Source organism: Sorangium sp. So ce1335 (assembly GCF_051521615.1).
GTDB lineage: Bacteria > Myxococcota_A > Polyangia > Polyangiales > Polyangiaceae > Sorangium.
The window spans coordinates 722,658-745,784 of record NZ_CP150363.1 but is presented as its reverse complement, the minus strand read 5'-3'; the positions used below and the strand labels follow the sequence as shown (position 1 = coordinate 745,784).

Here is a 23,127-nt window from a genome sequence, read left to right as displayed (position 1 = left end):
CGAGCCGCCCGTGGCTCACCCCGTGGCGCCCAGCACCTCGGCGTCCCGCGCCTCGGCGCCAGGCCCCAGCGGCTGGCCGTAGGAGAACTCGACGTAATTGCCGTCCGGATCCCTGAGCGCGCAGAAGTACGCGACCGGATAGGGCAGCTCCCTGGGAGGCCAGACGAGGTGCGCCCGGCCGCGATTCGCCACCTCATCGACGGCGGCGCGGCTCTCGAGCGCGAACCCGAAATGGCTCATGTCCTCCGGAGCCTGCGGCGCGCGGCGGCCCCCCTCGATGACCACGAGGACGAAGCTCCGCTCCTTCCCCTCCTCGGCCAGCCACGCGACCCGCGTGCCGTCGTCGGTGCGCTCGTGAACCACCTTGAGCCCGCAGAACTCGCGATAAAAGTCGATCGTCGCGTCGATATCGCCGACGTGAAGCGCGACGTGCGTCATCATGGGCCTCATTGTAAATACTCCTTCCTTTATCCTGCCGGTGAGCCGATGAGGAACGAGCGGGCGCGAGAGCGGCAGAGACCGCGCGCCTGACCGGCCGCGGCGAGGGCCCGTCCTAGGCGGGATCGAACGCCTTGCTCGCCGCGTACCTGCGCGCGGAGGACCGGATCTTCTCGATCTGCGCCGCGTCGAAGGAGACGGGCGCACCGGTGCGCGTGTAGCTCATCACGTTGTCGTCCGTGCCGCTGTGCCCGAGCCCGAAGAAGTGGCCGAGCTCGTGCGCGAGCACGGTGGGCCGCGCGTTCGCCGCCAGGATGACGCACCGGCGCTCGGGCGTCGCCCGGCGGCGCCAGTGCACGCCCATCCGGAAGCGCCGCGGATCGTCGACGTCCCGCAGCGACCCGACGACCATCACGTTGATCCGGCGCGCCTCGATCGCGGCGGCGAGGGCGTCGCGATCCTCGCGCGTCTCGACCCGCGAGAACCTCGGGGGCAGCGCGCGCGAGGCGACCTTGCGCAGCGCGACGCCCGCGGGCTCGAACAGCCGGGCCGCCTCGGCGACCTGCGCGTCGACCCAGGCCTCGTCGCGCGCCGGATGGCCGGCCTCGTCCTCCGCCACGGCGATCGACAGGGGAAACGCGTGGACGGGCGCGGCCGCGGGCCCCGCGGCGCGGGCCAGCCTCGAGGCGAGCGCGCCGGCGGAGAGCAGGCCGGCCGTGGCGAGCAGGGCGCGGCGGGAGACCATGGATAAGGCCCTATACCATGAGCGGTGAGGCCGCCGCGAGAGCGCCCGTGGAGCCGGCGTTCACCGAGGCAAGGACCGATGTGATGCGGCCCGCCGCGGCCGCCTGCTCCCCTTGTCGCTGCGGCGCGCGGCGGCTAAGAGTCGCATCCATGATGCGAGGCGCGCTCAGCGACATCACGAGAGCCGTCGGCGACACGCCGATCGTCAAGCTGAACCGGGTCACCGAGGGGCTGAAGAGCGACATCTATGTGAAGTGCGAGTACCTGAACCCGGGCGGCAGCCACAAGGATCGGGTCGCGCTGAACATGATCCGCGACGCGGAGGCGCACGGGCTCAGGCCGGGCGGGACGATCGTCGAGGCGACGAGCGGCAACACCGGCGCCGCCCTCGCCATGGTCGCCGCCATCCGCGGTTACAAATGCGTCTTCGTCATGCCAGACAAGATGTCGCAGGAGAAGATCGCGACCCTGCGCGCCTACGGCGCCCGCGTCGTCGTCTGTCCCACCGCCGTCGAGCCCGAGGACCCGCGCAGCTACTACCAGGTCGCGAAGCGCATCGCCGACGAGACGCCGAACTGCTTTTACGCGAACCAGTACCACAACCCGTCGAACCCCGAGGCCCACGTCGGCTCCACGGGCCCCGAGATATGGCGGCAGTGCGGGGACGATCTCGACGTCTTCGTCGCCGGCATGGGGACGGGCGGCACCATCAGCGGCGTCGGCAAGTACCTCAAGCAGCGGAAGCCGGACATCAAGATGGTCGGCGTCGACCCGGTGGGCTCGCTCTATTACGATTACGTGAAGACCCAGCGGATCACGAAGCCTTTCGCGTACAAGGTCGAGGGGATCGGCGAGGACTTCTTCCCGAGCACGATGAACCTCGAGATCATCGACGAGATCATCCGGGTGGATGACAAGGAGTGCTTCCTCATGACGCGCGATCTCGTGCGGCTCGAGGGCCTCTTCGTTGGCGGCTCCGCGGGCGCGGCCGTCGCGGGCGCGATCAAGTACGCGCGCCAGAGCGGGAAGAAGGAGAACATCCTCGTCCTCTTGCCCGACGGCGCGTCCAAGTACATCTCGAAGATCTTCAATGACGACTGGATGCGGGAGAACGGCTTCCTCGAGGAGGAGAAGAGCCTCGGGACGGTGCGCGACCTGCTCGCCGGCAAGCCCAGCGCGGCGGTGGTCACCGCCGACGCGAGCGCGCGGGTCCGCCAGGTCATCGACATGATGAAATCGCACGGTATCAGCCAGCTCCCTGTCACCGAGGGCGGCAAGCTCCGGGGGCTGGTCCATGAGGTCGACCTCTTGCGGCACCTCGTGGAGGGGAGCGGCACGCTCGACTCGAGCATCAGCGGGCTCGTCGAGAGCGATTACGCGACCGTGACGCCGGCGACGAAGGTCGAGCTCCTGAAGGGCGTGCTGAGCGACGCGCGGGTCGCGCTCGTCGTCGACGAGGAGACGGTGCTCGGCGTCGTGTCCAAGATCGACCTCATCGATTACCTCGCTCGCAAGGCGACGCCGGCGGCGAGCTAGAACACCGATCTCGTCGAGCGAGCGAGAAATGAACCGCCAAGGCGCCAAGGACGCCAAGAAGAAGACAATATTTTTGCGCCCTTGGCGTCCTTGGCGTCTTGGCGGTTCGAAATTCTGCTCGTTTCAGGCGAGTTCAACCCGTTTGTCGCTCTAGCATCTCGACAGGAACTGGAACTGACCTGAAACTGACTTGAACTGACTGGAACTGACCCGGAGAGGAACGTGGCCGTGACGCTCGATGTCGACGCCGTGCAGCGCGCGCTGCACGATCATATCGTGAAGGAGATCCTGCTCCGCAAGGCGCCGCTCGCCCCGGACGAGGATCTCTTTGCCGGAGGGTCCGGGTTCGATTCGATGTCGCTGACGCGCGTGCTCGTGTTCATCGAGCAGCGCTTCGGCGTGAAGATCCCGGACGAGGAGGTGGACCTCGACGAGGTGTCCACGGTCGAGAGGATGGCGCGCTTCGTGGCCGGCCGCATCGCGGCCGCGCGGGGCTAGCGGGGCCGCGATGGCCGGCCCCTACCGGCTGCGCGTCGAGGACCTGGCCGCGCGCGGCGACGCCGTCGCGCTCGCGTCGCGCGGCGCCGCGGTGACCTACGCCGAGCTCGCGGCGCGCGCGGCGGCCGTGGGCGCCGCGCTCGCCGGGACGGGCGCGCGCCCGGGGGACCGGGTGGCGCTGCTCTCGTCGGGACGCGCGCACGACGAGCCGGCGGCGCTCGCCGGGGTGCTCGCGGCCGGCGCCGTGGCCGTCCCGCTCGACGCGACCGCGCCGCCCGCGCGGCTCGGCCGGATCGCGCGGGCCCGCGGCTGCCGGGCGCTCGTGCTCGACGCGGCGGCCACGGGCCTCGCCGACGGCATCGACGCCGCGCTCGGCGCAGCCCTGCCGCGCCTGGAGCTCGACGCGGAGGGCCGGTTGGTGCGCGCGACGGCGTCCTCCGGTCCAGGCGGCGAGCGCGACGCCGCCGGCGAGGGCGCCGGGGCGCAGGACGTCGCGTGCATCCTCCACACCTCGGGCAGCACCGGGGAGCCGAAGCCGGTGCCCATCACCTGGGCCGGGCTCGACGCGTTCACGGCCTTCTGCATCGATCTCATCGGCCTCTCGCCGGCGGACCGGGTCCTCCGCGTGGCCGAGCTGGTCTTCGATCTCGCCTGGTTCGACCACCTCGCGACCTTCCGCGCCGGCGCGACGCTCGCGACCATGGCCCGGCGCGACCTCGCCTCGGGCCGCGCGCTCCGCGACGCCGTCGTCGCGCTCGCGCCGACGGTCATCTACGGCGTGCCGTCGATGTTCATGAAGCTCGCCGCGGCGCTCCCCGCGCCGGACGCGGGCGCGCCCGCCGGGGCGCTCTCCCCTCCGGTGCGCGCCGTCCTGTTCGCCGGCGAGGTGTTCCCGCCGCGCGAGCTCGCCGCGCTCGCGGCGCGCGCGCCCGGCGCGGCGCTCTACAACCTGTACGGGCCGACCGAGACGAACGTGTGCACGTTCCACCGCGTCGACCGCGCCGCGCTCGACGGGGCGAGCGAGATCCCGATCGGCGTCGCGTGCCCCTACGCCGCGTGCGCGCTCGTCGCCGAGGACGAGAGCGGGCGCGTCATCGAGGGCCCCGGCACGGGCGAGCTCGTGGTCTCCGGGCCGACGACCGTGGACGGCGGCCCGTACCGGACGCGCGACCGGGTGGAGCGCAAGGCCGACGGGCTCTTCTACTTCCGCGGCCGCATCGACCGGATGGTGAAGGTCCGGGGCTACCGGGTCGAGCCGGGCGAGGTGGAGGCGGCGCTCGCGTCGCACCCCGCCGTGCGCCAGGCCGCCGTGATCGCCGTGGAGGACCCGCGCCTCGGCAAGACCCTCCGCGGCTTCGTCGCCCTCGCCGGCGAAGCGGACGAGCGCGCGCTCAGGATGTACCTCGCGGAGCGGCTGCCTCCGTACATGGTCCCGGAGACGATCGTCGCGATGGACGAGCTGCCGCGGACCTCGACGGGGAAGATCGACTATCGCGCCCTCGCGGCGCGGGCTGACGCACACCTGGCATGACCGGACGCGGACGGCGTCCGTGGCAGTCGAGCGGGCACACGTCGCCGTCGCCGGAGGACCGTCGTGCTCGCATTCCCATGGCCGTGTGCGGGCGCGCTCGCGACCGGCCTCGCGCCGCCTCAGCCGCTCGCCCGCCCCTCCGGTCGATGGGATCCAGGCACCTTCCGGAGCGCGATCGCCATCCTGTTCCACGCGTTGATCATCGCCACGAGCCAGGTCAGGTCCGTGAGCTCCCGCTCCGAGAAATGCGGGCGCACGGCGTCGTGGATGCGATCGGGCACCTGGTCCTCCGCCACGAGCGTCACCGCCTCCGTCCACGCCAGCGCCGCCCGCTCGCGATCGCTGTAATAGGGCGCCTCGCGCCACGCGCTCAGGCCGTAGAGCCGCTGCTCGCCCTCCCCCGCGGCCCGCGCCTCCCTCCAGTGCATGTCGATGCAGAACGCGCAGCCGTTGATCTGCGAGGCGCGGAGGAGCACCAGGTGCTTCAGCGCCTCCTCCAGCGCGCAGCGCCTCACGATGGCGCTCAGCCCGAGCATCGCCTTGTACGTCTCGGGGGCGACGCTCACGTAATCGATGCGCTGGTCGGACCGTGAACTCATGCCTGAATCCATATTCACCCCGTCCTCCGTGATATCCCTTCTCGTGACGGCCTCACCGGCGTCCACAGCGCACATCTAGGCCGCTCGCGGCACATCGACGAGGGCCACGTCGCGACGATCCGCTGGATCCACCCGCGCGCAGGAGATCCCGCTAGCCGAGGGCCGCCTCGAGCCGCCGGACGCCCTCGTCGATCGCGTCCTCCGGCACCGCCGCGTAGCCGAGCAGCAGCGCGCCGCGGCCGGCCGCCCCGCGCAGCGCCTCGTCGACCTGCCGGTGCAGCGGCGCGCGCGATGTCGGATCGAGCACCACGGCCGTCACCGCGCCTCGGGGCGCGGGCGCCCGCGCTGGCCGCCTCGCCGAGATCTTCCGCGTCAACGGTGCGCGCCGAGGGAGGACCCGCCAGGCGGCGCGCGCCGCCCGGCCCGCTCCCCCGCTGACGTCAGCGCGTCCCCACCTTCGCGCCCGCGCTCGCCCGGGCCGACGCCGACGCCTTGAAGCTCGGCTTGGGGATCGAGATGTTGGGCGCCTTGATCTGGACGTTCACGCTCGGCGGCGTCACGCGGACGCTCGGCGCCTTGACGTGGACGTGGGCGTTCGCCTTCGCCCTGGCGGCGGCGCCGGACGCCGCGTGGACGTGGACCTTCGGGTCGATGTCGGCCTTCGCCTTGAGGTCCGCGTGCGCGTGGGCGTGCGCGTGCCAGTCGGTCTTCATGCGCACCTTCACCCGCGGGGCGTTCGCGTGGACGGCGAACGCCGCCCCGGCGCGGTAGCCGCAGAGGGCCACCGCCGAGCGGCCCGCGTTGCGCACCGCGACGGTCACCTTCAGCGGATCGGCGGCGAGCGCGAGCTTGCCGGTCAGGTACGCCCCCGCGGCCACGCCCGCGGTCGCCGCCACGGGCGTCAGCACGACCACCTGCGGCGCCTCGGCGACGACGCCCAGCGTGACCTTGCGCTCGCCGATGTCGACCGGCTTCAGATCGGCGTCGAGCACGAACACGCGGACCTCGCCGGTCGCCTCGTCCACGAGCAGCTCCAGGCGGTCGTCGCCGACGATCTCGATGCGCCCGCCGTGCGGGCCGAGCTTCCCCTCGGGGAGCGCGAGATCCGCCGCCGCCTTGGCGTGGGCGTGGAGCTCGGCGGTGCCGCCGGCGGGGACGTGCAGCGTGCCGCTCCACGGCTTGCCGGCGACGTTCAGCGTGTAGCCGATCTGCGTGAGGTCCGCCTCGAGCTTGGGGCCGGAGGCGACGAGCAGGCCTGTCTTCGCGTCGAGCGTCAGGGGCACCGTCTTCTCCTCGCCGGCCGCGTCCTTCCACAGCAGCGTGCCGCCGACGTCCTCCCGGATCGGCTTGCCGTCCGGCCCGGTCACGGCCGCCTTGACGCTCCCGTCCGCGGCGACGTTGAAGGCGGCCTTGCCGCTCTCGTGCTCCTCGACGTAGGCGCCTTCGCCGATCGCCGACTCGGCGGTGGCGGTCACCTCGGCCGTCGCGTTCGCCTCGACCTGCTGCTCTTCGCCCTTGCCGCATGCGGCCGCGGCGATGAGCAGCACGGCGAACACTCCGGAAAGCTTGGTGATCTTCATGAAATCCTCCTCGGTGCGAGCGGACCCTCGGCCGGAGCCGCGGCTTCGCTCGGTCCGGCGCGCCGAGGCCAAAACCTCCCCGGGCGCACCGGCTTCGGAGCCCATCATACGACGAGATGCCCCCCGAGGCGCGGACGAGCGCGAATATCGGTGTGAATCGAAAGATACAGGCGAACGGAGGTGGGACAAGGGGGCTCACGGCCGCCGAGCGGCCGTGACGCGCCTACCCGCAATTCGTTCAGCCGGCGCCCTGCGCGCGCGCAGATTCCAGCCGCCGCGCCGCGATCAAGGGCTCTCGTCGCCCTGCCCCTCACCGTCGCCCGTGGAGACGACCTGCGGGCACTTCCGCGCCACCACGTCGCAGTCCGGAGGGGCCGTCTCGAGCGTGGTCAGGGTCGAGTCGCACGTGAGCGACCGAATCATCTGGGTCTGGGCCAGGAGACAGACCTCGTACTCGGCCACGGTGGCCGTGCAGCCCGCGCGCTGGTCGTCGGGAGGCAGGCAGTCGGCGGTGACGGCCTGGCCCTCGGTCGACTCGTCGGCCGCGGAGACGCACTCGTCCTTCAGCTCGCTGCACGGCTTCCCCATGGCGGGGGCCGCCATGAGGCCGAAATACTCACAAGCATCTTCCTTGGAGAGCTTCACCCTCGCCTCGAGCGACTCGCACGCGGACCGGACGTCATCGGCCGTCAGATCCTTCAGCTGCTTGCTGCTCATGGCGGTGTCCGCCGGGGCAGTATCCGCACCTTCGCCGCCGCACGCGGCGAGGGACAGGACGGTCGCGAGGGCCCCGAGATGAATCGTACGCTTCATTCGTTGTCTCCCTTTCTAAGTGCGGCCGCGGGCGCGGCCGTGGGGCACCGGCGAGCAAGCCGTGTACCGGGAGCGCAGTTGTGCACGATTGGACCGCGCGGCGGCGCCAGGCGCCGGGTGAAGCGGGACAATCCCATCGGAGATGCGGAATCCGCCAAGCGGGGAAAGCAAACGTTTCTTGGCGCCGCGCGCGCGCCGACGAATCGAGACGTTCTCGCCCGAGCGCCGCGCCGCCAGCCTCGCCGCGAATTCGCGTCTCGCGTCCTCCTGCCGGCGCCGGCTGACGCTGGCGGCGGAGCGGCGCTCGCGGCACTCCACCGAGTCCCGGCTCCGCCGCGCACCGCTCCCCGGAACGCCCGAGGCGCGCGCGCCGAGGGGGGGTCGTTCCGTGCACGCACCGCCGACGCCACGGGCGGACGGCGCGTGGGCGCGGTCCACGCGCCCACGCGCGCCCGCGCAATCGCCGCACGACAGCCGCACGTTGTCCCGACAGGCACTCTCACCGCCTCACGCAGCGTCGCGTGTGGTCCCCTGTCGGTGCGAGCGCCCTTCAAGCGGCGTCCGTGCGATGACCGGCGCTCGACACGGACTTGTTGTACGGTCGGCCGCTCCGTGACATCATGGCAGGCCGTCGGGTGGATGTACTCAGCCTCAGCGGCGATGTGGGGAGCTCGCCTCGGGCCTACTACCTGAAGCGGATCCCGGCCCAGGCCAGGGTCGCCTGGGTCCCCAGATGATCACGACGCCGAGCTCGCGACAGGCCAGGCCCTCTCCGGACGTCCCGGCGTCCGTCGGGCCGTGGCGGGTGCTCGAGCCGCTCGGCCGCGGCGGAATGGGGGTCGTCTACCGCGCCCAGCACAGCGTCACGGGCGCGCACGCGGCGCTGAAGACCGTCTCGGTGAGCGACGAGAGCCTCGTCTCGAGCATCCGCCGCGAGATCCATGCGCTCCGCGGCGTCGAGCACCCGGGCGTCGTGCGCATCCTCGACGAGGGCATCCAGGGCGGGATCCCGTGGTACGCGATGGAGCTGCTCGAGGGGCGCACGCTCCGCGACCACAACCAGGAGCGCTGGCGCGGCCGGGCGAGCATGAACAGCGAGCCCACCGTGAGCGTCCTGTCCGCGAGCCTCGACGCGCTGACGAGCACGGCGACGGCCGAGATGGGCCCCGTCTCGATCGTCCCGCGCTCGTACCAGCCGTTCGCGCCGCGCCCGTTCCACCGCGCGGCCGGCGGGGCGCTGCGCCAGGCGCTGACGCTCCTGCGCGCGATCTGCCGGCCGCTCGCGTACGTCCACGGCCGCGGCCTCGTCCACCGCGACCTCAAGCCGGACAACGTCTTCATCCGCGACGACGGCGCGCCGGTGCTCTTCGACTTCGGCCTCGCCTTCCAGTTCGAGGGCCACAAGGGGCGCGACGAGCTCCAGGCGGGCGGCCGGCTGATGGGCAGCCCCGATTACATGGCCCCCGAGCAGATCCGCGGCGACCTCGTCGACGCGCGGGCGGACCTCTACGCGCTCGGGTGCATGATCTACGAGGCCGTGACCGGGGCGGTCCCGTTCCTCGGCGACTCGAGCTCGGTCGTGCTGTCGATGCACCTCTACGCCGAGCCGCTCCCGGCCTCCGAGCTCGTGGCCGACGTGCCCCCCGAGCTCGACGCGCTCATCGCGCGGCTCCTGAAGAAGCGCCCCGAGGACCGGCTCGGCTACGCCGACGACGTCGCGACCGCCCTCGCCCGGCTCGGCGCCGACGACGCGCCCCCGCCGCGCGACGAGGCGCGCGCGCCCGCGGCGCGGCCGTACCTCTACCGGCCGCGGCTCGCCGGGCGCGGCGAGGCGCTGCGGCAGCTCGGCGAGGCGCTCGAGCGGGCCCGGGAGCGCCGGCAGGGCAGCCTCGTCTTCGTCGGCGGCGAGAGCGGCGTCGGCAAGACGCGCCTCGCGGTCGAGGCGGCGCACCAGGCGGCGCTCATCCACATGACCGTCGTCGCGGGCGCTTGCGTGGCCGTGTCCGCGGCCGACGGGCGCGGGGGCGCCGTGAAGGCCGCGCCGCTGCACCCGTTCCGCCCGCTCCTGCTCGCGGTGGCCGACCGGTGCAACGAGCTCGGGCCCGGGGCCTACGACGCGCTGCTCGGGCCGCGCGGCAGGGTCCTCGCGCCGTACGAGCCGTCGCTCGCCCAGCTCCGCGGCCACGAGCGCTACCCCGAGCCGCCCGAGCTGCCCCCGGACGCGGCCCGCTACCGGCTGCGGACCGCGCTCGCCGACACGCTCGCCGCGTTCGCGGCGACGCGGCCCGTCCTGCTCGTCATCGACGACCTCCAGTGGGCCGACGAGAACTCGCGCGGCGTCCTCGAGCGCCTCGACGCCGACTACTTCGCCGCGCACCCCGTGGTGCTGCTCGGCACGTACCGCACCGAGGAGAGGACCTCCGCGCTCTCGTCGCTGCTCGCGGCGCCCTGGGCCTCGCGCATCGCGCTCGGGCGGCTCGACCGGGCGTCGGTCGGCCGCATGGTGCGCGACATGCTCGCCCTCGACGAGCCGCCCGAGGCCTTCGTGCGCACCCTCTTCGAGCAGTCGGAGGGGAACCCGTTCTTCATCGCGGAGTACCTCCGGGCCGCCATCCAGGAGCGGATGATCTACAGGGACGAGGGCTACGTGTGGCGCATCCGCGCGGGCGCCGAGGGCGCCGCCGCGGAGCTCTCCCGCGCCGCGCGCGCGAGCCAGCCGCCCGCGGCGCTGCCGCTGCCCGGCTCGCTGCGCGAGCTCGTCGCGCGCCGCCTGTCGGGCCTGAGCCCGGGGGCGCTCGCGCTCGCGCGGCTCGCCTCGGTGCTCGGCCGCCAGATCGAGGAGCGCCTGCTCCTCGGCGCCGCCGGCCTCGCCGAGGTCGAGGCGATGGACGCGCTCGCGGAGCTCGCCGACCGCCAGGTCCTCGAGGCGACCGAGCCGGGGCAGCTCCGCTTCGTGCACGACAAGCTCCGCGAGACCGTCTACGCCGGCATCCCCGAGCCGGAGCGGCGGGCCCTGCACCGCGCGGCCGCGCGCACGATCGAGCAGCGGCACCGCGACGCGCCGGATCTCGCGCTGTCGTACCCGCTCCTCGCCCACCACTACGCGACCGCGGGCGTCGTCGACAAGACGCTCGAGTACCTCGACAAGGCGGGCGCCCAGGCGCTCGCGACGGGCGCGTCCGGCGACGCGGTGGATTTTTACAGGCGGGCGCTCGAGCTCGACGGCGCGCTCCCGCCGGAGGAGCGCGCGCCGCCGCTCCGGCGCGCGCGCTGGGAGCGGCAGCTCGGGCAGGCCCTCTACAACGTCGGCGACCTGTTCGGGGCGGAGCGGCACTGCGCGGCGGCGCTCGAGCTGCTCTCGCGCGACGAGGCGGCGTGGCTGCGCGCGGGGGCGGAGCGCGGAGGGGGAGAGCGCGCGCCGTGGCTGCGCGCGGGGGCGGAGCGCGGAGGGGGAGAGCGCGCGCCGTGGCTGCGCGCGGGGGCGGAGCGCGCGCCTGGGCCCCGGGCGGGCGAGCGCGCGCCGCTCCGGGAGCGGATCCGGCCCGTCGTGGCCTCGCTGCGGCAGCTCGGCCTGCAGCTCGCGCACGTCGCGGGGGCGCCGATCCCCATCGCGCGCGCGGCGCTGGAGCGCGAGCGCCTCGCCGAGGCGTCGCTCGCGGCGGAGAAGCTGTCGGAGACGTACCTGTTCCGCAACGAGCCGACGCGCGCCTTCCTCGCCGCGCTGACCGCGACGAACGCCGCGGCGCGCCTCGGCCCGTCGCTCGCGCTCGCGCGCGGCTACGCGACCCTGAGCGTCGCGTTCGGGTACGTGCCGTGGAAGGCCGTCGTCGACGCCTACGCCGCGCGCGCGGCCGCGACCGCGGCCGCGCTCGACGATCCGCGCGCCGTCGCGTTCGTCTCGTGCCTGCGGGGGCTGACGGCGCTCGGCGAGGGCCGGTGCCGGGACGCGCGCGCGCTGCTCACCGAGGCGGACCGGCTGGCGGAGGCGCTGCAGGACCGCCGCCGCAAGGAGGAGTGCATCACGCTGCTCGCCAGCGTGGCGCACACCGAGGGCCGCTGGATGGAGGCGCTCGACCGCTACGGCGAGCTCTCGGTCGCGGCGCGCCAGAGCGACAACGCGCAGGGCCACGTCTGGGCGGAGAGCGGCCGCGCGCAGTGCCGGCTGCTGCTCGGCGACGGCGAGGGCGCGATCGCCATCTTCAACGGGCTGGCCGCCGAGGTGCAGCGGCTGGGCGACCGCTCGCAGCAGATCACGCACGGCCAGGTCGCGCTGGGGTACCTGCTCCGCGGCGCGCGCGACGACGCGCGCGCGGCCGCCGAGCGGACGCTGCTGCTCATCCGCGACGGACAGCCGGCCGGCTACCACTGCCTGTACGGCTACGCGGCGACGTGCGAGGTGCTGCTCGCGCTGCTCGAGGACGCCCGGAGCCCCGTCGATCGGCGCGAGCTCGCGCGGCTCGCGGCAGCGGCGTGCCGCGCGATCGCCCGGTACGCGCGCATCTTCCCGCTCGGCCGCTCCACGTCGCTCCGCCTGCGGGGCCTCGCCGCGTGGCTCGCCGGTCGCCGCGCGCGCGCGCGGCGGCTCTGGGCCGCGGCGATCGACGAGGCGCTCGCGCGCGGGCTGCCCGTCGACGAGGCGCGCGCCCGCTACGAGCTCGCGCGGCACCTCGCGCGCCGCGATCCGGCGCGCGGGCGCCACATCGCGCGCGCCGCCGCGCTCTTCTCGACGCTGGACCTGCAGTACTGGCAGGGCCGCGTGGAGCGGCTGCGCGACGACCGGTAGCCCGCGGCCGCGCCGGACGGCCGGCGCTGCCGTCCTCCCGGGCCAGCGCCCGCCCGCGCGAGAACGCCGGGCGCCTCTGATGAGGTCTCTCCTCCAGTCTCTATGTCTGGAGCGGATATCCCCTCGGCGCGCCGAGACCGGATGGCCGTATCAGGTGGTGATCACAACCACAGATTCACCGCGTTCACCGCGACACGACGACAATCGCTGAATCGTTCAGCGCACGAGAGCGTCTAGCCTCGCGCTGCTCGCGCGTCGGAGCGCCCGAGTCGCGCCGCGCGCCGTGGAATCGTGCGCACATGAAGCACGAGAAACAGAGATTCACCGGCCGGCGCCGCGGGGCGCCGCGGCCGACACGCCGGCGGTCCGTGGCGCCGAGACCACTCCACCAGGAACTCCGGAAAACGCATCTGCCCAGGACGCCTGCGGGCGAACGGCGACAGCTCAGGAAACGGCAAAAACGCCGGGCCAGCCTCGGTTTTATCCGTTGGACAACGTATCAACCCGGGGTATACACCGACGCTCATTGACGGCGTGGCCCCAGCGCACCCGCAAAACACGCAGGGAATCCATGCATTGTCCCAGGCACCCGTGCCCTGGACGACGAATTTCCGCGTCGACTGGGAGACTATAAGGTCTCATAAAGGAAGGCGAGCGGGCGTCAGCTTGCATCTCGGGGAGGAGCGGAAAGTTCTACCGGACAGCGGACAACGCGTCGTCGCTGACACAGGCGCTCCGCGTCCCCGGGATGGGCGACAGCCATCATTGCCAATGACTGTACGCGAGCGCAGGGCGACACCGGCGACATTCACACTCAACGGCGGCACGCGATCTCGTGAAACCTATTCAACCCACCTCTCCTCGACTGCCTAGCCTACCCGCCGCGGCGCCGGTGTCGGAGAGGAGCGCTTACCAGCCCATCTCAGCGGTCGTCGGCTCATCGCATTATCGCGCCCTGTCGGACGACGCCTTGAAGGACGAGGACAACGCCGCCTGGGTGCTCGGCCTCGAGCCCGACGTGAGGCAGGCGTGGCTCGACCGCATCCGCTGGATCCGCATCGTCGATCGCCTGGCCGAGAACGAGCGCATCGAGCCCCACGAGCGGCGGTTCAGCCGGTTCATGGAGGCGTGGAGGCTGCTCCGTTCACGCGGCTTCGTCGATCCGAGCTGCCCCTTCGCGAGCGAGCTCTCGGCCATCCGCGCGCTGTGGCTCCGGAGCGCGGGCGACCCGGAGCGCGGCGCCGCGCGCGATCGGCGTGAGGCGCATGAGGCGTGTGACGCGCGTGAGGCGGACGACATCGAGGGGCGGTCGCTGGCCGCCTGGGACGCTTACCTGCTCGCCCTCGCCGACTACCACGCGCCCGGCCTCCTCATCCGCACGATGAGGGAGCACGACACGATGCTCATGCGGCTCTCGGGCCACATCTTCCAGCTCGTTCCGTTCCTGACGCTGGAGCACTGGGACGCAGCCGGGGAGTTCGGCCGGCTCGATCAGTTCTTCAACAACCTCAGGGACATGCAGGAGGACGCCGATCGGGGCCTCTGCTATCTGCCCGAGGAGGAGCTCGCGCGGCACGGCGTCACGCGCGCTCAGGTGATCTCCGGCCGCTGCATCGGTACGTCCGGGTACGAGCGCCTGATGCGGTCGTGGCTCGATGAGGTCATGCCGACGCTCTACGCGCGGGCGGCGCCGTTCATCGAGGCGCGCGGCCTCCACCCCTCGCTCGAGATCATGAGGGCGTGGAGCCTGCGCCGGTATGCCCGCATCACCCGCGTATTCCGCGCGACCGGCTTCGATTACCGGCGCTTCCCCGCGCGGTACTGGGCCGAGGTGCGGCGCGACCTCGCCGGGCGCCGGCAGCTCCTGCGCGCTCACCCTGTGTAACGCCTCACGGTCGAGAGCAGCGCGTCCGGGTCGAACGGCTTGCCCAGCCACGCGTCCGCGCCGACCTCGGCCGCCCGCCTGTGCGCGTCCGCCGCGGCGGTCAGCACGATGATGGGCGCCTGCCGCCCGTGCCGGACCTCGAGCTCGCGGGCGAACTCCGGTCCGTTCATCACCGGCATCTTCATGTCGAGCAGGATGAGATCGGGGATGTCGTTCTCCAGCTTGGCGAGCGCCTCGCGCCCGTTGCACGCGATCTTCACCCGGTAGCCGTCCTCCTGGAGCACGAGGCAGACGAGCGCCACGAGGTCCGCGTCGTCCTCCACGAGGAGCACCGTCTTTGCATGTCTGTCGCTCATCGTCGGTCCGCCGCGGGGGCCTCGTTGCGGAGTGGAACGGTGAAATAGAACGTGCTGCCCTTGTCCTCCTCGCTCTCGAACCAGATGCGACCGCCGTGGCGGGTGATCATGTCCTTGGCAAGGAACAGCCCGATCCCCATGCCGCCGTAGTCGTGTCGGGTGTCCGTGTGGGCGCGGAAGAAGCGCTCGAAGATCCTCGCCTGCTTGTGGGCCGGGATGCCGACGCCCTGATCGCGCACGGACACGACCGCCTCGAAGCCCGGCGCCGAGCCGTGGCGCTGCGAGAAGAGCGCGGCGTCGCACGGCGACGGCGAGGACGCCGGCGCGCGCTCGGCCACCGCGACGCGGACGTCGATGTCGCCGCCGTCCGGCGAGTACTTCACGGCGTTGTCGAGCAGGCTCGCGAGCACCTGGCGCAGCCGCTCCGGATCGGCGCGCACGACGGTCGGCCGCTCGGCGTCGATCGACAGCCGCACGCGGTGGCGGGTCGCCGACTTCGCGACGCGGTCGACCGTCTCCTCCAGGAGCGCCTTCAGGTCGACGTCCTCTGCCGAGACGTGGAGGACGTCGAGCGACACCTGCGAGATGGCGAGGAGATCGTCGACGATGCGGTTGATCCGGTCGGCGCCGCGGTCGATCGCCTCCAGCATCTTGCGGCGGGGCGCCGGCAGGTCGTTCGTGTTGCGCAGCATGGCCAGCGCGTAGCCCTTCATGATCGCGACCGGCGTCTTGAGCTCGTGCGCGCCGACGCGGATGAACTGGTCCTTCACGAGGTCGAGCTCCATGAGCTCCGTCACGTCGCGGGCGACGGTGACCGCGCCGAGGATCGCCCCGCACTCGCTGCGGATCGGCGCGGCGCTCGTGCGCAGGAAGACGTCCCGGCCCGCGCGGCCGTTCACGAGCACCTGCTCCTCCTGGACGATGGTCTCGCCGGCGAGCGCCCGCACCATGGGCAGCTCGTCGCGCGTGAAGGGGCGGCCGTCGGAGTGGCGCATGCGGCTGAGGTCCATCACCTCCTCGACCATCCGGCCGACCTGCCCGGAGCGGCCCGACAGGCCGAGCAGCCGGATCCCCGAGGCGTTGAGCATCGTCAGCCGGCCCTGGCGGTCGCACGCGAACACCCCCTCGACGAGGTTGTCCAGCACGGCCCCGAGCTGCGCCGCGCGCTGCGCCGCGTCCTGCAGCAGGCGCTCGCGCTCGGCCAGGTAGCTGCGCATGCGGCGGGACGACTCCTCCAGGCGATCGACCATGGCGTTGACGCCGCCCGCCAGGGCGCCGATCTCGTCCTTGAAGTAGACGGGGATGCGCTCCAGCCGGTCGACCTCGCCGCGCTGGACGATCGTCTGGATGACCGCGGCGACCTGCTGGAACGGGCCCGCCAGGGCGCCCGCGAGGAAGCCAGCGCAGACGGGCGCCCAGGTGACGGCGACCATCGAGAAGATCGCCAGCGTGAGGTTCAGGCCGGGCCTCGACGGCACCGCCGTCTCGCCGAGCACCATCGCCGCCATCCAGCTCGTCGGCGCGATGGCGAGGCAGGCGCCGAGGATCACGAGCCGGACCGCGAGCGAGTAGCCCTTGCCCGGGACGGAGAGGCCGCGCTCGCGGGCGAGGAGCGAGATGACGCCGGCGGCGGGCGAGAGCAGGCGGCCGAGGATGCTGTAGGCGAGCGGCAGCGCGGCCGCGAAGAGCGCCAGCGCGAAGAGGGCCAGCGCGATGCCGCGCTGGACGCCGAGCGGGGCCTGGTCCGGCGCGATGACGTAGTAGGCCACGGTGGCGGGCAGGTACAGGAGCGCCCACGAGACGGCCCAGACCGTCGCGAACGAGAGCGGCGTGTCGTAGGCGGCGTTCGCCGCGGCGAGGATGAGATCCTGCGGGGGCGCCGCGCCGTCGCCGGTCTCCTCGAACGCGGCGCCGCTGCGGAGGGGGTGGCCGACGGCGTGCCGCCGCAGGCGCTCGATCGGGCGCAGCATGTGGACGAGCAGCGCGATGAGGCCCGCTGTCTTGATGATGTACAGGACCCCGATGAGCCCGAGCATGCGCGCCTGGACACGCGAGTCCACGACGCCGAGCAGCCGCAGGTGAGCGACCGGGACAAGCAGGCTATACGGCAGCTCGATGCCGAACGCATAGGCCACGACCCGGGGCGTGAAGGAGGGAGTCCGCGCCCTCCCCGGATTCCAGACTCTGAACCAGGCGGCTCGGCTGATCGCCACGTCCGTCACCCCCACCGGTTGAAGCATGGCCCTGGGGTCCGCGCCTGCGGGGCCCGCGGCGACCCGTCGATGAGTCAGGTCGCCAGTCCAGCCTTGCTATGGAACCAACCAGCGAGTTGTCGACCGATTTGCGCAGCCCCTCGTGTCGATTCGTCCGACTGACGCTTTCCGTCCTGGCCTGGTCTGCCTGGGTTTCCTGGCTCGACTCAGGCGCTCCCTCATGGCGCTTCTGGCAATGACGAAACGTGGTGAGGGGGTGTTTGTGCTCAACTCAGGCGCTTCCTTATGGCGCACCTGGCGATGAGGAAGAGGATGGTGAGCACGTGGCGCGCGCGCAGGCCGCTGGCCTCGCCGCGGTAGACGGGGCGCACGCTGACCTCGCGGACGCGGAGGCGGCGCGCCGCGAGGGCGGCGAGCAGGTCGTTCGGGTAGCCGTAGCGGGGCCAGAGGGCGTCGAGGTCGAGCGCGTCGAGCGCGCGCGCCGAAATGGCGGTGTACCCGCACTGGCTGTCGGAGAGGGCGTCGAGCCCCGCCGCGCGGCGGGTGAGCGCGGCGAGCGCCGCCGTCGCGGCGAGCCGCTGGAGGGGCATGACGCGCCACACGTCGGGGTGCCGCAGGCGATCGCCCTTCACGTAATCGGCCTCGCCGGAGGTGATCGGCGCGACGACGCGCGGCAGGTCGCGCGGGTCCATCTGCCCGTCGCCGGCCATGACGGCGACCGCGGCCGCGCCGAGGGCGCGCGCGCGCCGGTAGCCGGCGACGATCGCCGCGCCGACGCCGCGGCACGTCGGGTGCACGAGCACCTCGAGCCGCTCGTCGCCGGCCGCGCGCGCGACGCCGGCGGTGCCGTCCCGGCTGGCGTCGTCCACGACGATCACGTGGTCGACGAAGGCCGGGACCGCCCCTACCGCCTCGGCGATCCAGCGCGCCTCGTCCCGCGCGGGGATGACCACTGCGACGCGCGCACCGTGGAGCACGCCGGTTCGTAGCGGAAGGCGCGGCCCTCGGCAACGCGCGCAGGGCCGTGGCCCGTCACCTGCCGGCCTTCTGCCGGAGCTCGGCGTACGACGCGCCAGGCGTCGTCGTCTCGACCGGCAGCCCGGCCGGCCCCCACCCCCGCTCGGTCAGCGCGCCGAACGCGTCGCGCGGCCCCTCGAAGCCGGCGCGCTGGTCGATGACGGCCGTGAAGCCGGCCGACACCATGGCCTCGGCCGCGCGCATCGAGCGCTGTCCGGATCGACAGCCAACGACGATCTTCGCGTCCTTGGGGTAAAGGGCGCAGACGACGTCGAGGAAGTCCGGGTTGGGCTTCATGCCGCCGGCGGCGGCGTGCAGGAGCGGCACGTTGTGGGCGCCGCTCGGGTGGCCTGCCGCGTATTCGGGTTCGCTCCGGACGTCGAGGTAGAGATATCCCTCCTCGTCGATGAGCTTCTTCGCCTGTTCGGGTGATACGCGCTTGATGTCCGCCATGAGCGCAGTCTAGCCCCGGCGCGGCGCGCTCGTCAGAACGTATGCACGAAGAGCCCGCTCCGGAGCTTCGGCTCGAACCACGTGCTCTTCGGCGGCATGAGCAGCCCCGCGTCGCTGACGGCGAACAGCTCGCCTATCTGCGTCGGATACAGGACGATCGCCATCGTGAACGCGCCCGAGTCGACGCGCCGCTCGAGCTCCGCGATCCCGCGGATGCCCCCGACGAAATCGACGTGCTTGTCCCGCCGCGGGTCGCCGACGCCGAAGATCGGGCCGAGGATCTGGTCCTGGCATATCGAGCAATCGAGCGAGGCCACCGGGTCTTTGGCGTCGAACGACCCCGGGCGCACCCGGGCGGCGTACCAGCGGCCGCCGAGGTAGAGCCCGAAGGTCTTCGGGCCGGCCGGCGTCGCGGCCGCGCCATCCTGGACCGGCGCCGGCCAGACGTCGAGCCGCTCGCCGAGCGCGGCGAGGATCGCCTCCGCGCTCCGGCCCGCGAGGTCTTTCACGACGCGGTTGTACGGCATGATGTTCATCTGGTCGTGCGGGAAGACGACGGCCAGGAACACGTCGTGCTCGCCGCCGTCGCCGCGCAGCTTCCTGTGGACGCGCGCCGCCGCGGCGCTGCGGTGGTGGCCGTCGGCCACGTAGAGCGTCGGGATCTGCTGGAAGCGCTCCTCGAGGTCGGCGGTCGCCTCGCGGCCGAGGACCCAGAGCTTGTGCTCGACGCCGTCGGTCGTCGTGAAATCGTAGATGGGCGGCGACTGCGTTGCCTGCGCGACCGCGCGGTCGATGCTCGGGTCGGCGCGGTACGTGAGGAAGACCGGCTCGTCGTGGGCCCCGAGCTCCTCGATGTGGCGGGTGCGGTCGTCCTCCTTGTCGGGGCGCGTCTTCTCGTGCTTCTTGATGACGTCCTGCTCGTACTCCGCGACCGAGGCGCAGCCGACGACGCCGATCTGCCGGTGATCGCCCATCTTCTGGGCGTAGAGGTAGAGGTGCGGCTCCGGGTCCTGCGCGAGATCGCCGCGGGCGATGAGGTCGGCGAGGTTCTGCGCGCCGCGGGCGTACACCGCGTCGTCGTGCTCGTCGGTCCCCTCGGGCAGGTCGATCTCGGGGCGGGAGACGCGGAGGAAGCTGTGCAGCCCCCCCGCCGCCAGCGCGCGCGCCTCGGCGGTGGAGATGACGTCGTACGGCGGGCTGGCGACGCGGGCCGCGTGCGCCTGGGGAGGTCGGTAAGCGCGGAAGGGTCGAACGGTGGCCACGGCGAGCGCGTACTCCAGCGGCCGGGGCGCGTCGAGGCGGCTCTCGGGGCCCGCGACGGGACCGGCGCCCCGGTCGCGCGCCCGCGCGGAGCCCCGGCGACGGCGACGCTGATGGCGGCGCGCGGCGCGTGCTAGGAGGGACACGCCCGCTCCACGAGCAGCTCGCCGCGCCGGTCTTCGACACCGCGCCCCGCGCCCGCACACCGCATCACGAGGAACCTTGTCCAGCTCCGGTGAGTCCTACCCTCCCTCCCGCTACTCGACGCTCCCGCCCGGCTCGTCGGACGACGACCTCGCCCTGCCGGGCGAGGCCCCCTCGTTCTCCACGTCGCGCTCCCGCCGCGTGATCGCCGTCGGGGGCGGCCGCGGGGGCGTCGGGAAGGCGACGCTCGCGGTCAACCTCGGGGTGTACTTCGCCCAGCTCGGCCGCGACGTGATCATCATCGACACCGACGCCTACAGCCCGGGTCTCCACGCGGCGCTCGGGATCGAGGCGCCGCCGCTCGTCACGCGCGAGGACATCGAGGAGGGCAAGGCCGAGCCGATCGCGACGACGGTGCCCGGGCTCCGGCTCGTCCCGACCGCGTACGACCCGATGACCGCGACGCCGCTCCGGCCGAGCCGCGCCGCCTACTGGATGAAGATGATCCAGGAGCTCGACGTCGACTACGTGATCGTCAGCCTCGGCGCGGCGACCGGCTCCTCGACGCTCGACCTCTTCCTGCACGCCGACGTCGGCATCTGCGTCACCACGCCCGAGCCGCTCGCGGTCGAGCACGCCTACCGCTTCTGCCGCGCGCTCTACCAGCGCACCCTGCGCCGCGCGCTCATGAAGGAGCGCTTCAAGATCCGCCTCGTCGAGAAGGTGGCCGCGTCGCTCCCGGCGCTCGCGACGCCGCGCGACTTCATCATGGAGGTGAAGCGGTTCGACGAGGGGGTCGCGGCGCTCGCGGCCGCGCAGCTCCCGCGGGTGACGCCGCACCTCGTCGTCAGCCAGACGCGGCACCGCTCGGACCTGGAGCTCGGCCCGGCGATGAGCGCGGTGTCGCAGCGCTTCCTCGGCATCTCCCTCGACTACCTCGGGCACATCGAGCACGACGACGCGGTGTGGCTCACCGCGCGGCGGCGCCAGCCGCTCCTCATCGACAGCCCGACGTCGAAGAGCGCGCGCAACCTCGAGCGCGTGGCCCGGCGCATCCTCGCGCTGCTCGCCGCGCGCGACTCGCGCCCTGCCGACGCGCACGCGCGCGCCCTCGCCGCCGCCGCGAAGGGCGCCGCGCCGGCCACCCTCTACGAGGCGCTCGGCCTCGCGCGGACGGCCGCCGACGACGAGATCCGGCGCGCCTACAAGCGGCAGCGCGACATCTACCGCGAGGGGAGCCTGCCGGTCGTCAGCGTGCTGAGCCCCGCGGTGCTCCAGAAGGAGCAGGCGCGCATCGAGGAGGCGCACGACACGCTCCTCGATCCCGTGCGCCGCCGCGCCTACGACCTGTCGACCTACCCCGACGATCCGCGCACGCCGCTCGGCCCGGCGCGCCCCGACAACGCCGCTGTCGCGGCCGAGCTCGCGATGCTCCAGGCCGAGCTCGCGCGCGAGATCAACGCCGAGACGCAGTTCAGCGGCGCGCTGCTCCGCAAGGTGCGCGAGTCGCAGGGCGTCGAGCTCACCGACATCTCGCAGCGGACGAAGATCTCGCTGGCCCACCTCCAGGCGATCGAGAACGAGTCGATGGGCGACCTGCCGGCGCCCGTCTATGTACAGGGATTCGTTCAGGAAATTGCCAAGTACCTGCGGCTCGATCCGGCCCAGGTCGCGAAGACCTACATGCGCCGCCTGCGCGAGCTCTCCGCTGGCACGCGCGCGAAGCAGCATGGCTGAGGCGCCGCGGGACGGCGCCGAGGCGTCGCCGGACAGCGCCGAGGCGCCGCGGGACGGCGCCGGACCGGCGCGCGCCGGACGCGCCCCGGCGAGCCCCGGCCGGGATCTCGCGTTCTCCGCGATCGCGTTCGTGCTCGCGCTGCTGCCGCGGCTCTACGTGGCGCTCGCGTGGGCGCGCGAGCCGGTGTGGGACGGCCATTACTACGACTTCGGCGCGCGCCGCATCGCCGCCGGCCTCGGTTACTCGGACGACCTGATCGTCGGAGGCCAGCCGGTGTGGCACCCGTGGTGCCACTACCCGGTCGGCTACAGCGGCTTCCTGGGCCTCGTCTACAAGGTGTTCGGCGCCGGGCCGCACGTCGCGACGGTCGCGAACGCGGTGACCGGCGCGCTGCTCGTCGTCGTCGTCCATCGCCTCGCGCGGTACGCGACGACGCCGGCGCGCGCCCGCGTCGCGGCGCTGCTCGCGGCGCTCTCCCCGGGGCTCATCGTGTACGCGGCGCTGCTCATGACCGAGCCGCTCGCGGCGCTCGGCCTCGTCACGTCACCGTGGCTGCTCGCGCGCGACGCCGCGCGCGGCCGCCCTGTCCGGGGCGCGCTCCTCGCGGGCGCGGCGCTCGGCCTGACGGCCCTGGTGCGGCCGCAGAGCCTGCTCTGCGCGCCGGCGCTCGCGCTGCTGGCGTGGCCTCGCCCCGGCGGGGCGGCCGGCGCGTCGCGCGCGGCGATGTGGAGGCGCGGCGCGCTCGCGGCGACGCTGTCGGCCGCCACGGCCCTCGCGGTGATCGCGCCGTGGACGATCCGGAACTGCCGCGTGATGGACGGCTGCGCGCTCGTCTCGACGAACGGCGGCTGGAACCTCGCCATCGGCGCGTTCCCGCGCGCGACGGGCCGCTTCGAGACGCTGCGCGCCGGCGACGGCTGCCCGATCACGCGCGGGCAGGTCGCCCAGGACCGGTGCTGGATGGCCGAGGGCCTGAAGTGGATCAAGGACGATCCCGCGCGCTGGCTGGCGCTCATCCCGAAGAAGCTGAGCTTCACCTTCGACCACGAGTCGTTCCCCGTGGGCTACCTGGGCGAGGCGAACCCCGCGGCGTGGCCCGAGGCGCGGCGCGCGGCCGGGCGCCGCGTGCTCACGGCGTCGCACCTCGGCCTTCTCTCGGCCGCGGCGCTCGGGGTCGTGGCGCTCCCGCGCCTGCGCCCGTGGCGGGCGCTCCTCGCGCAGCTCGCGGCGCTCGCGGCGGTGCTGGGGCTCGTCGCGTGGGGCGTGCTCGGCGACGATCACGCCTTCTGGCCGCTCGCCGTGGCGATCCCGGTCATCGCCGCGCTGCCGCTGCCGGGCCGGCCCGCGAACGGCGGCGTCGTCGGCTATCTCGCGTTCGCCGTCGCCTCGGTGGCGCTGACGCACGCGGTGTTCTTCGGCGAGGACCGCTATCACATGGTCGTCACGCCGGCGCTGTGCATCCTCGCGGCGTGCGCGCTGCGGCGCGGCGGGGCGGCAGGCGCAGCGGCGCGGACGATCGCTCGCTGACGCGACGGGGCT

At 73.2% G+C, this 23,127-nt stretch carries 18 protein-coding genes; 7 read left to right on the top strand and 11 right to left on the bottom strand.

Translation table 11 applies throughout. The annotated features are described in order from the left end of the window. Positions 1-15: 15 nt before the first annotated feature. Together WMF24_RS02695 and WMF24_RS02690 are read right to left on the bottom strand one after the other, a co-directional pair. Positions 16-450, bottom strand: coding sequence for a VOC family protein (locus WMF24_RS02695; RefSeq protein WP_437734763.1), 435 nt, complete (start codon positions 448-450; stop codon positions 16-18). 103 nt (positions 451-553) lie between these two features. Beyond that, positions 554-1,183 (bottom strand): matrixin family metalloprotease, encoded by a 630-nt coding sequence (locus WMF24_RS02690; protein WP_437734762.1) that lies wholly within the window; start codon positions 1,181-1,183, stop codon positions 554-556. 149 nt (positions 1,184-1,332) lie between these two features. Here WMF24_RS02690 and WMF24_RS02685 point away from each other — a divergent pair, with 149 nt between their 5' ends. The 3 genes from WMF24_RS02685 to WMF24_RS02675 all read left to right on the top strand — a co-directional run bounded on the left by WMF24_RS02685 (position 1,333) and on the right by WMF24_RS02675 (position 4,747). After that, positions 1,333-2,718: a cystathionine beta-synthase gene (locus tag WMF24_RS02685; protein WP_437734761.1), complete on the top strand. Its 1,386-nt coding sequence runs from the start codon at positions 1,333-1,335 to the stop codon at positions 2,716-2,718. Between the two features lie 228 nt (positions 2,719-2,946). Beyond that, entirely contained in the window at positions 2,947-3,216 is a 270-nt protein-coding gene (locus WMF24_RS02680; RefSeq protein WP_437734760.1) for an acyl carrier protein, read from the top strand. A 10-nt stretch (positions 3,217-3,226) separates the two neighbouring features. Then, positions 3,227-4,747, top strand: a complete 1,521-nt coding sequence (locus tag WMF24_RS02675; protein ID WP_437734759.1) for an AMP-binding protein — start codon at positions 3,227-3,229, stop codon at positions 4,745-4,747. A gap of 119 nt (positions 4,748-4,866) precedes the next feature. Here the strand turns inward: WMF24_RS02675 and WMF24_RS02670 are convergent, their stop codons facing one another. The 4 genes from WMF24_RS02670 to WMF24_RS02655 form a co-directional block, all read right to left on the bottom strand. Continuing rightward, a complete protein-coding gene (locus WMF24_RS02670) occupies positions 4,867-5,346 on the bottom strand; it encodes a carboxymuconolactone decarboxylase family protein (protein WP_437734758.1) in 480 nt (159 codons plus the stop codon). Between the two features lie 151 nt (positions 5,347-5,497). After that, complete coding sequence (locus tag WMF24_RS02665; RefSeq protein ID WP_437734757.1) at positions 5,498-5,665, bottom strand: hypothetical protein; 168 nt, start codon at positions 5,663-5,665, stop codon at positions 5,498-5,500. Positions 5,666-5,786: 121 nt separating this feature from the next. Next, positions 5,787-6,926 (bottom strand): hypothetical protein, encoded by a 1,140-nt coding sequence (locus WMF24_RS02660; protein ID WP_437734756.1) that lies wholly within the window; start codon positions 6,924-6,926, stop codon positions 5,787-5,789. 285 nt (positions 6,927-7,211) lie between these two features. Next, positions 7,212-7,643: a hypothetical protein gene (locus WMF24_RS02655; RefSeq protein ID WP_437734755.1), complete on the bottom strand. Its 432-nt coding sequence runs from the start codon at positions 7,641-7,643 to the stop codon at positions 7,212-7,214. Positions 7,644-8,472: 829 nt separating this feature from the next. On the opposite strand from WMF24_RS02655, the gene WMF24_RS02650 reads away from it, so the two are divergent. Next, complete coding sequence (locus WMF24_RS02650; protein ID WP_437734754.1) at positions 8,473-12,522, top strand: serine/threonine-protein kinase; 4,050 nt, start codon at positions 8,473-8,475, stop codon at positions 12,520-12,522. Between the two features lie 970 nt (positions 12,523-13,492). Continuing rightward, positions 13,493-14,407 (top strand): squalene/phytoene synthase family protein, encoded by a 915-nt coding sequence (locus tag WMF24_RS02645; RefSeq protein ID WP_437734753.1) that lies wholly within the window; start codon positions 13,493-13,495, stop codon positions 14,405-14,407. On the opposite strand, the gene WMF24_RS02640 is transcribed toward WMF24_RS02645, so the two are convergent. The 5 genes from WMF24_RS02640 to WMF24_RS02620 form a co-directional block, all read right to left on the bottom strand. Beyond that, a complete protein-coding gene (locus tag WMF24_RS02640) occupies positions 14,395-14,763 on the bottom strand; it encodes a response regulator (protein ID WP_437288631.1) in 369 nt (122 codons plus the stop codon). The two genes, WMF24_RS02645 and WMF24_RS02640, sit on opposite strands and share 13 nt — an antisense overlap. Further along, on the bottom strand, positions 14,760-16,976 hold the full coding sequence (locus tag WMF24_RS02635) for a HAMP domain-containing sensor histidine kinase (RefSeq protein ID WP_437734752.1): 2,217 nt from the start codon (positions 16,974-16,976) through the stop codon (positions 14,760-14,762). The genes WMF24_RS02640 and WMF24_RS02635 overlap by 4 nt, the downstream gene beginning before the upstream one ends. 266 nt (positions 16,977-17,242) lie before the next feature. Continuing rightward, positions 17,243-17,953, bottom strand: a complete 711-nt coding sequence (locus WMF24_RS02630; protein ID WP_437734751.1) for a glycosyltransferase — start codon at positions 17,951-17,953, stop codon at positions 17,243-17,245. A gap of 55 nt (positions 17,954-18,008) precedes the next feature. Beyond that, positions 18,009-18,446 carry a rhodanese-like domain-containing protein gene (locus tag WMF24_RS02625; RefSeq protein WP_437734750.1) on the bottom strand — a complete coding sequence of 146 codons (438 nt, stop codon included), beginning with the start codon at positions 18,444-18,446 and terminating at the stop codon, positions 18,009-18,011. 32 nt (positions 18,447-18,478) lie between these two features. Further along, positions 18,479-19,708, bottom strand: coding sequence for a DUF1015 domain-containing protein (locus WMF24_RS02620; RefSeq protein ID WP_437734749.1), 1,230 nt, complete (start codon positions 19,706-19,708; stop codon positions 18,479-18,481). A 220-nt stretch (positions 19,709-19,928) separates the two neighbouring features. Between WMF24_RS02620 and WMF24_RS02615 the strand changes: the two genes are divergently transcribed. After that, on the top strand, positions 19,929-21,587 hold the full coding sequence (locus tag WMF24_RS02615) for a helix-turn-helix domain-containing protein (RefSeq protein WP_437734748.1): 1,659 nt from the start codon (positions 19,929-19,931) through the stop codon (positions 21,585-21,587). Next, positions 21,580-23,115, top strand: a complete 1,536-nt coding sequence (locus WMF24_RS02610) for a glycosyltransferase family 39 protein (protein ID WP_437734747.1) — start codon at positions 21,580-21,582, stop codon at positions 23,113-23,115. Before WMF24_RS02615 ends, WMF24_RS02610 begins: the two co-directional genes overlap by 8 nt. Positions 23,116-23,127 lie beyond the last annotated feature (12 nt).

Bases quoted from the DNA above. Each gene is read 5' to 3' on its own strand.
- WMF24_RS02695 (WP_437734763.1), bottom strand. From the start codon at position 450: ATGAGGCCCATGATGACGCACGTCGCGCTTCACGTCGGCGATATCGAC.
- WMF24_RS02690 (WP_437734762.1), bottom strand. From the start codon at position 1,183: ATGGTCTCCCGCCGCGCCCTGCTCGCCACGGCCGGCCTGCTCTCCGCC.
- WMF24_RS02685 (WP_437734761.1), top strand. From the start codon at position 1,333: ATGATGCGAGGCGCGCTCAGCGACATCACGAGAGCCGTCGGCGACACG.
- WMF24_RS02675 (WP_437734759.1), top strand. From the start codon at position 3,227: ATGGCCGGCCCCTACCGGCTGCGCGTCGAGGACCTGGCCGCGCGCGGC.
- WMF24_RS02670 (WP_437734758.1), bottom strand. From the start codon at position 5,346: ATGAGTTCACGGTCCGACCAGCGCATCGATTACGTGAGCGTCGCCCCC.
- WMF24_RS02660 (WP_437734756.1), bottom strand. From the start codon at position 6,926: ATGAAGATCACCAAGCTTTCCGGAGTGTTCGCCGTGCTGCTCATCGCC.
- WMF24_RS02655 (WP_437734755.1), bottom strand. From the start codon at position 7,643: ATGAGCAGCAAGCAGCTGAAGGATCTGACGGCCGATGACGTCCGGTCC.
- WMF24_RS02650 (WP_437734754.1), top strand. From the start codon at position 8,473: ATGATCACGACGCCGAGCTCGCGACAGGCCAGGCCCTCTCCGGACGTC.
- WMF24_RS02640 (WP_437288631.1), bottom strand. From the start codon at position 14,763: ATGAGCGACAGACATGCAAAGACGGTGCTCCTCGTGGAGGACGACGCG.
- WMF24_RS02625 (WP_437734750.1), bottom strand. From the start codon at position 18,446: ATGGCGGACATCAAGCGCGTATCACCCGAACAGGCGAAGAAGCTCATC.
- WMF24_RS02610 (WP_437734747.1), top strand. From the start codon at position 21,580: ATGGCTGAGGCGCCGCGGGACGGCGCCGAGGCGTCGCCGGACAGCGCC.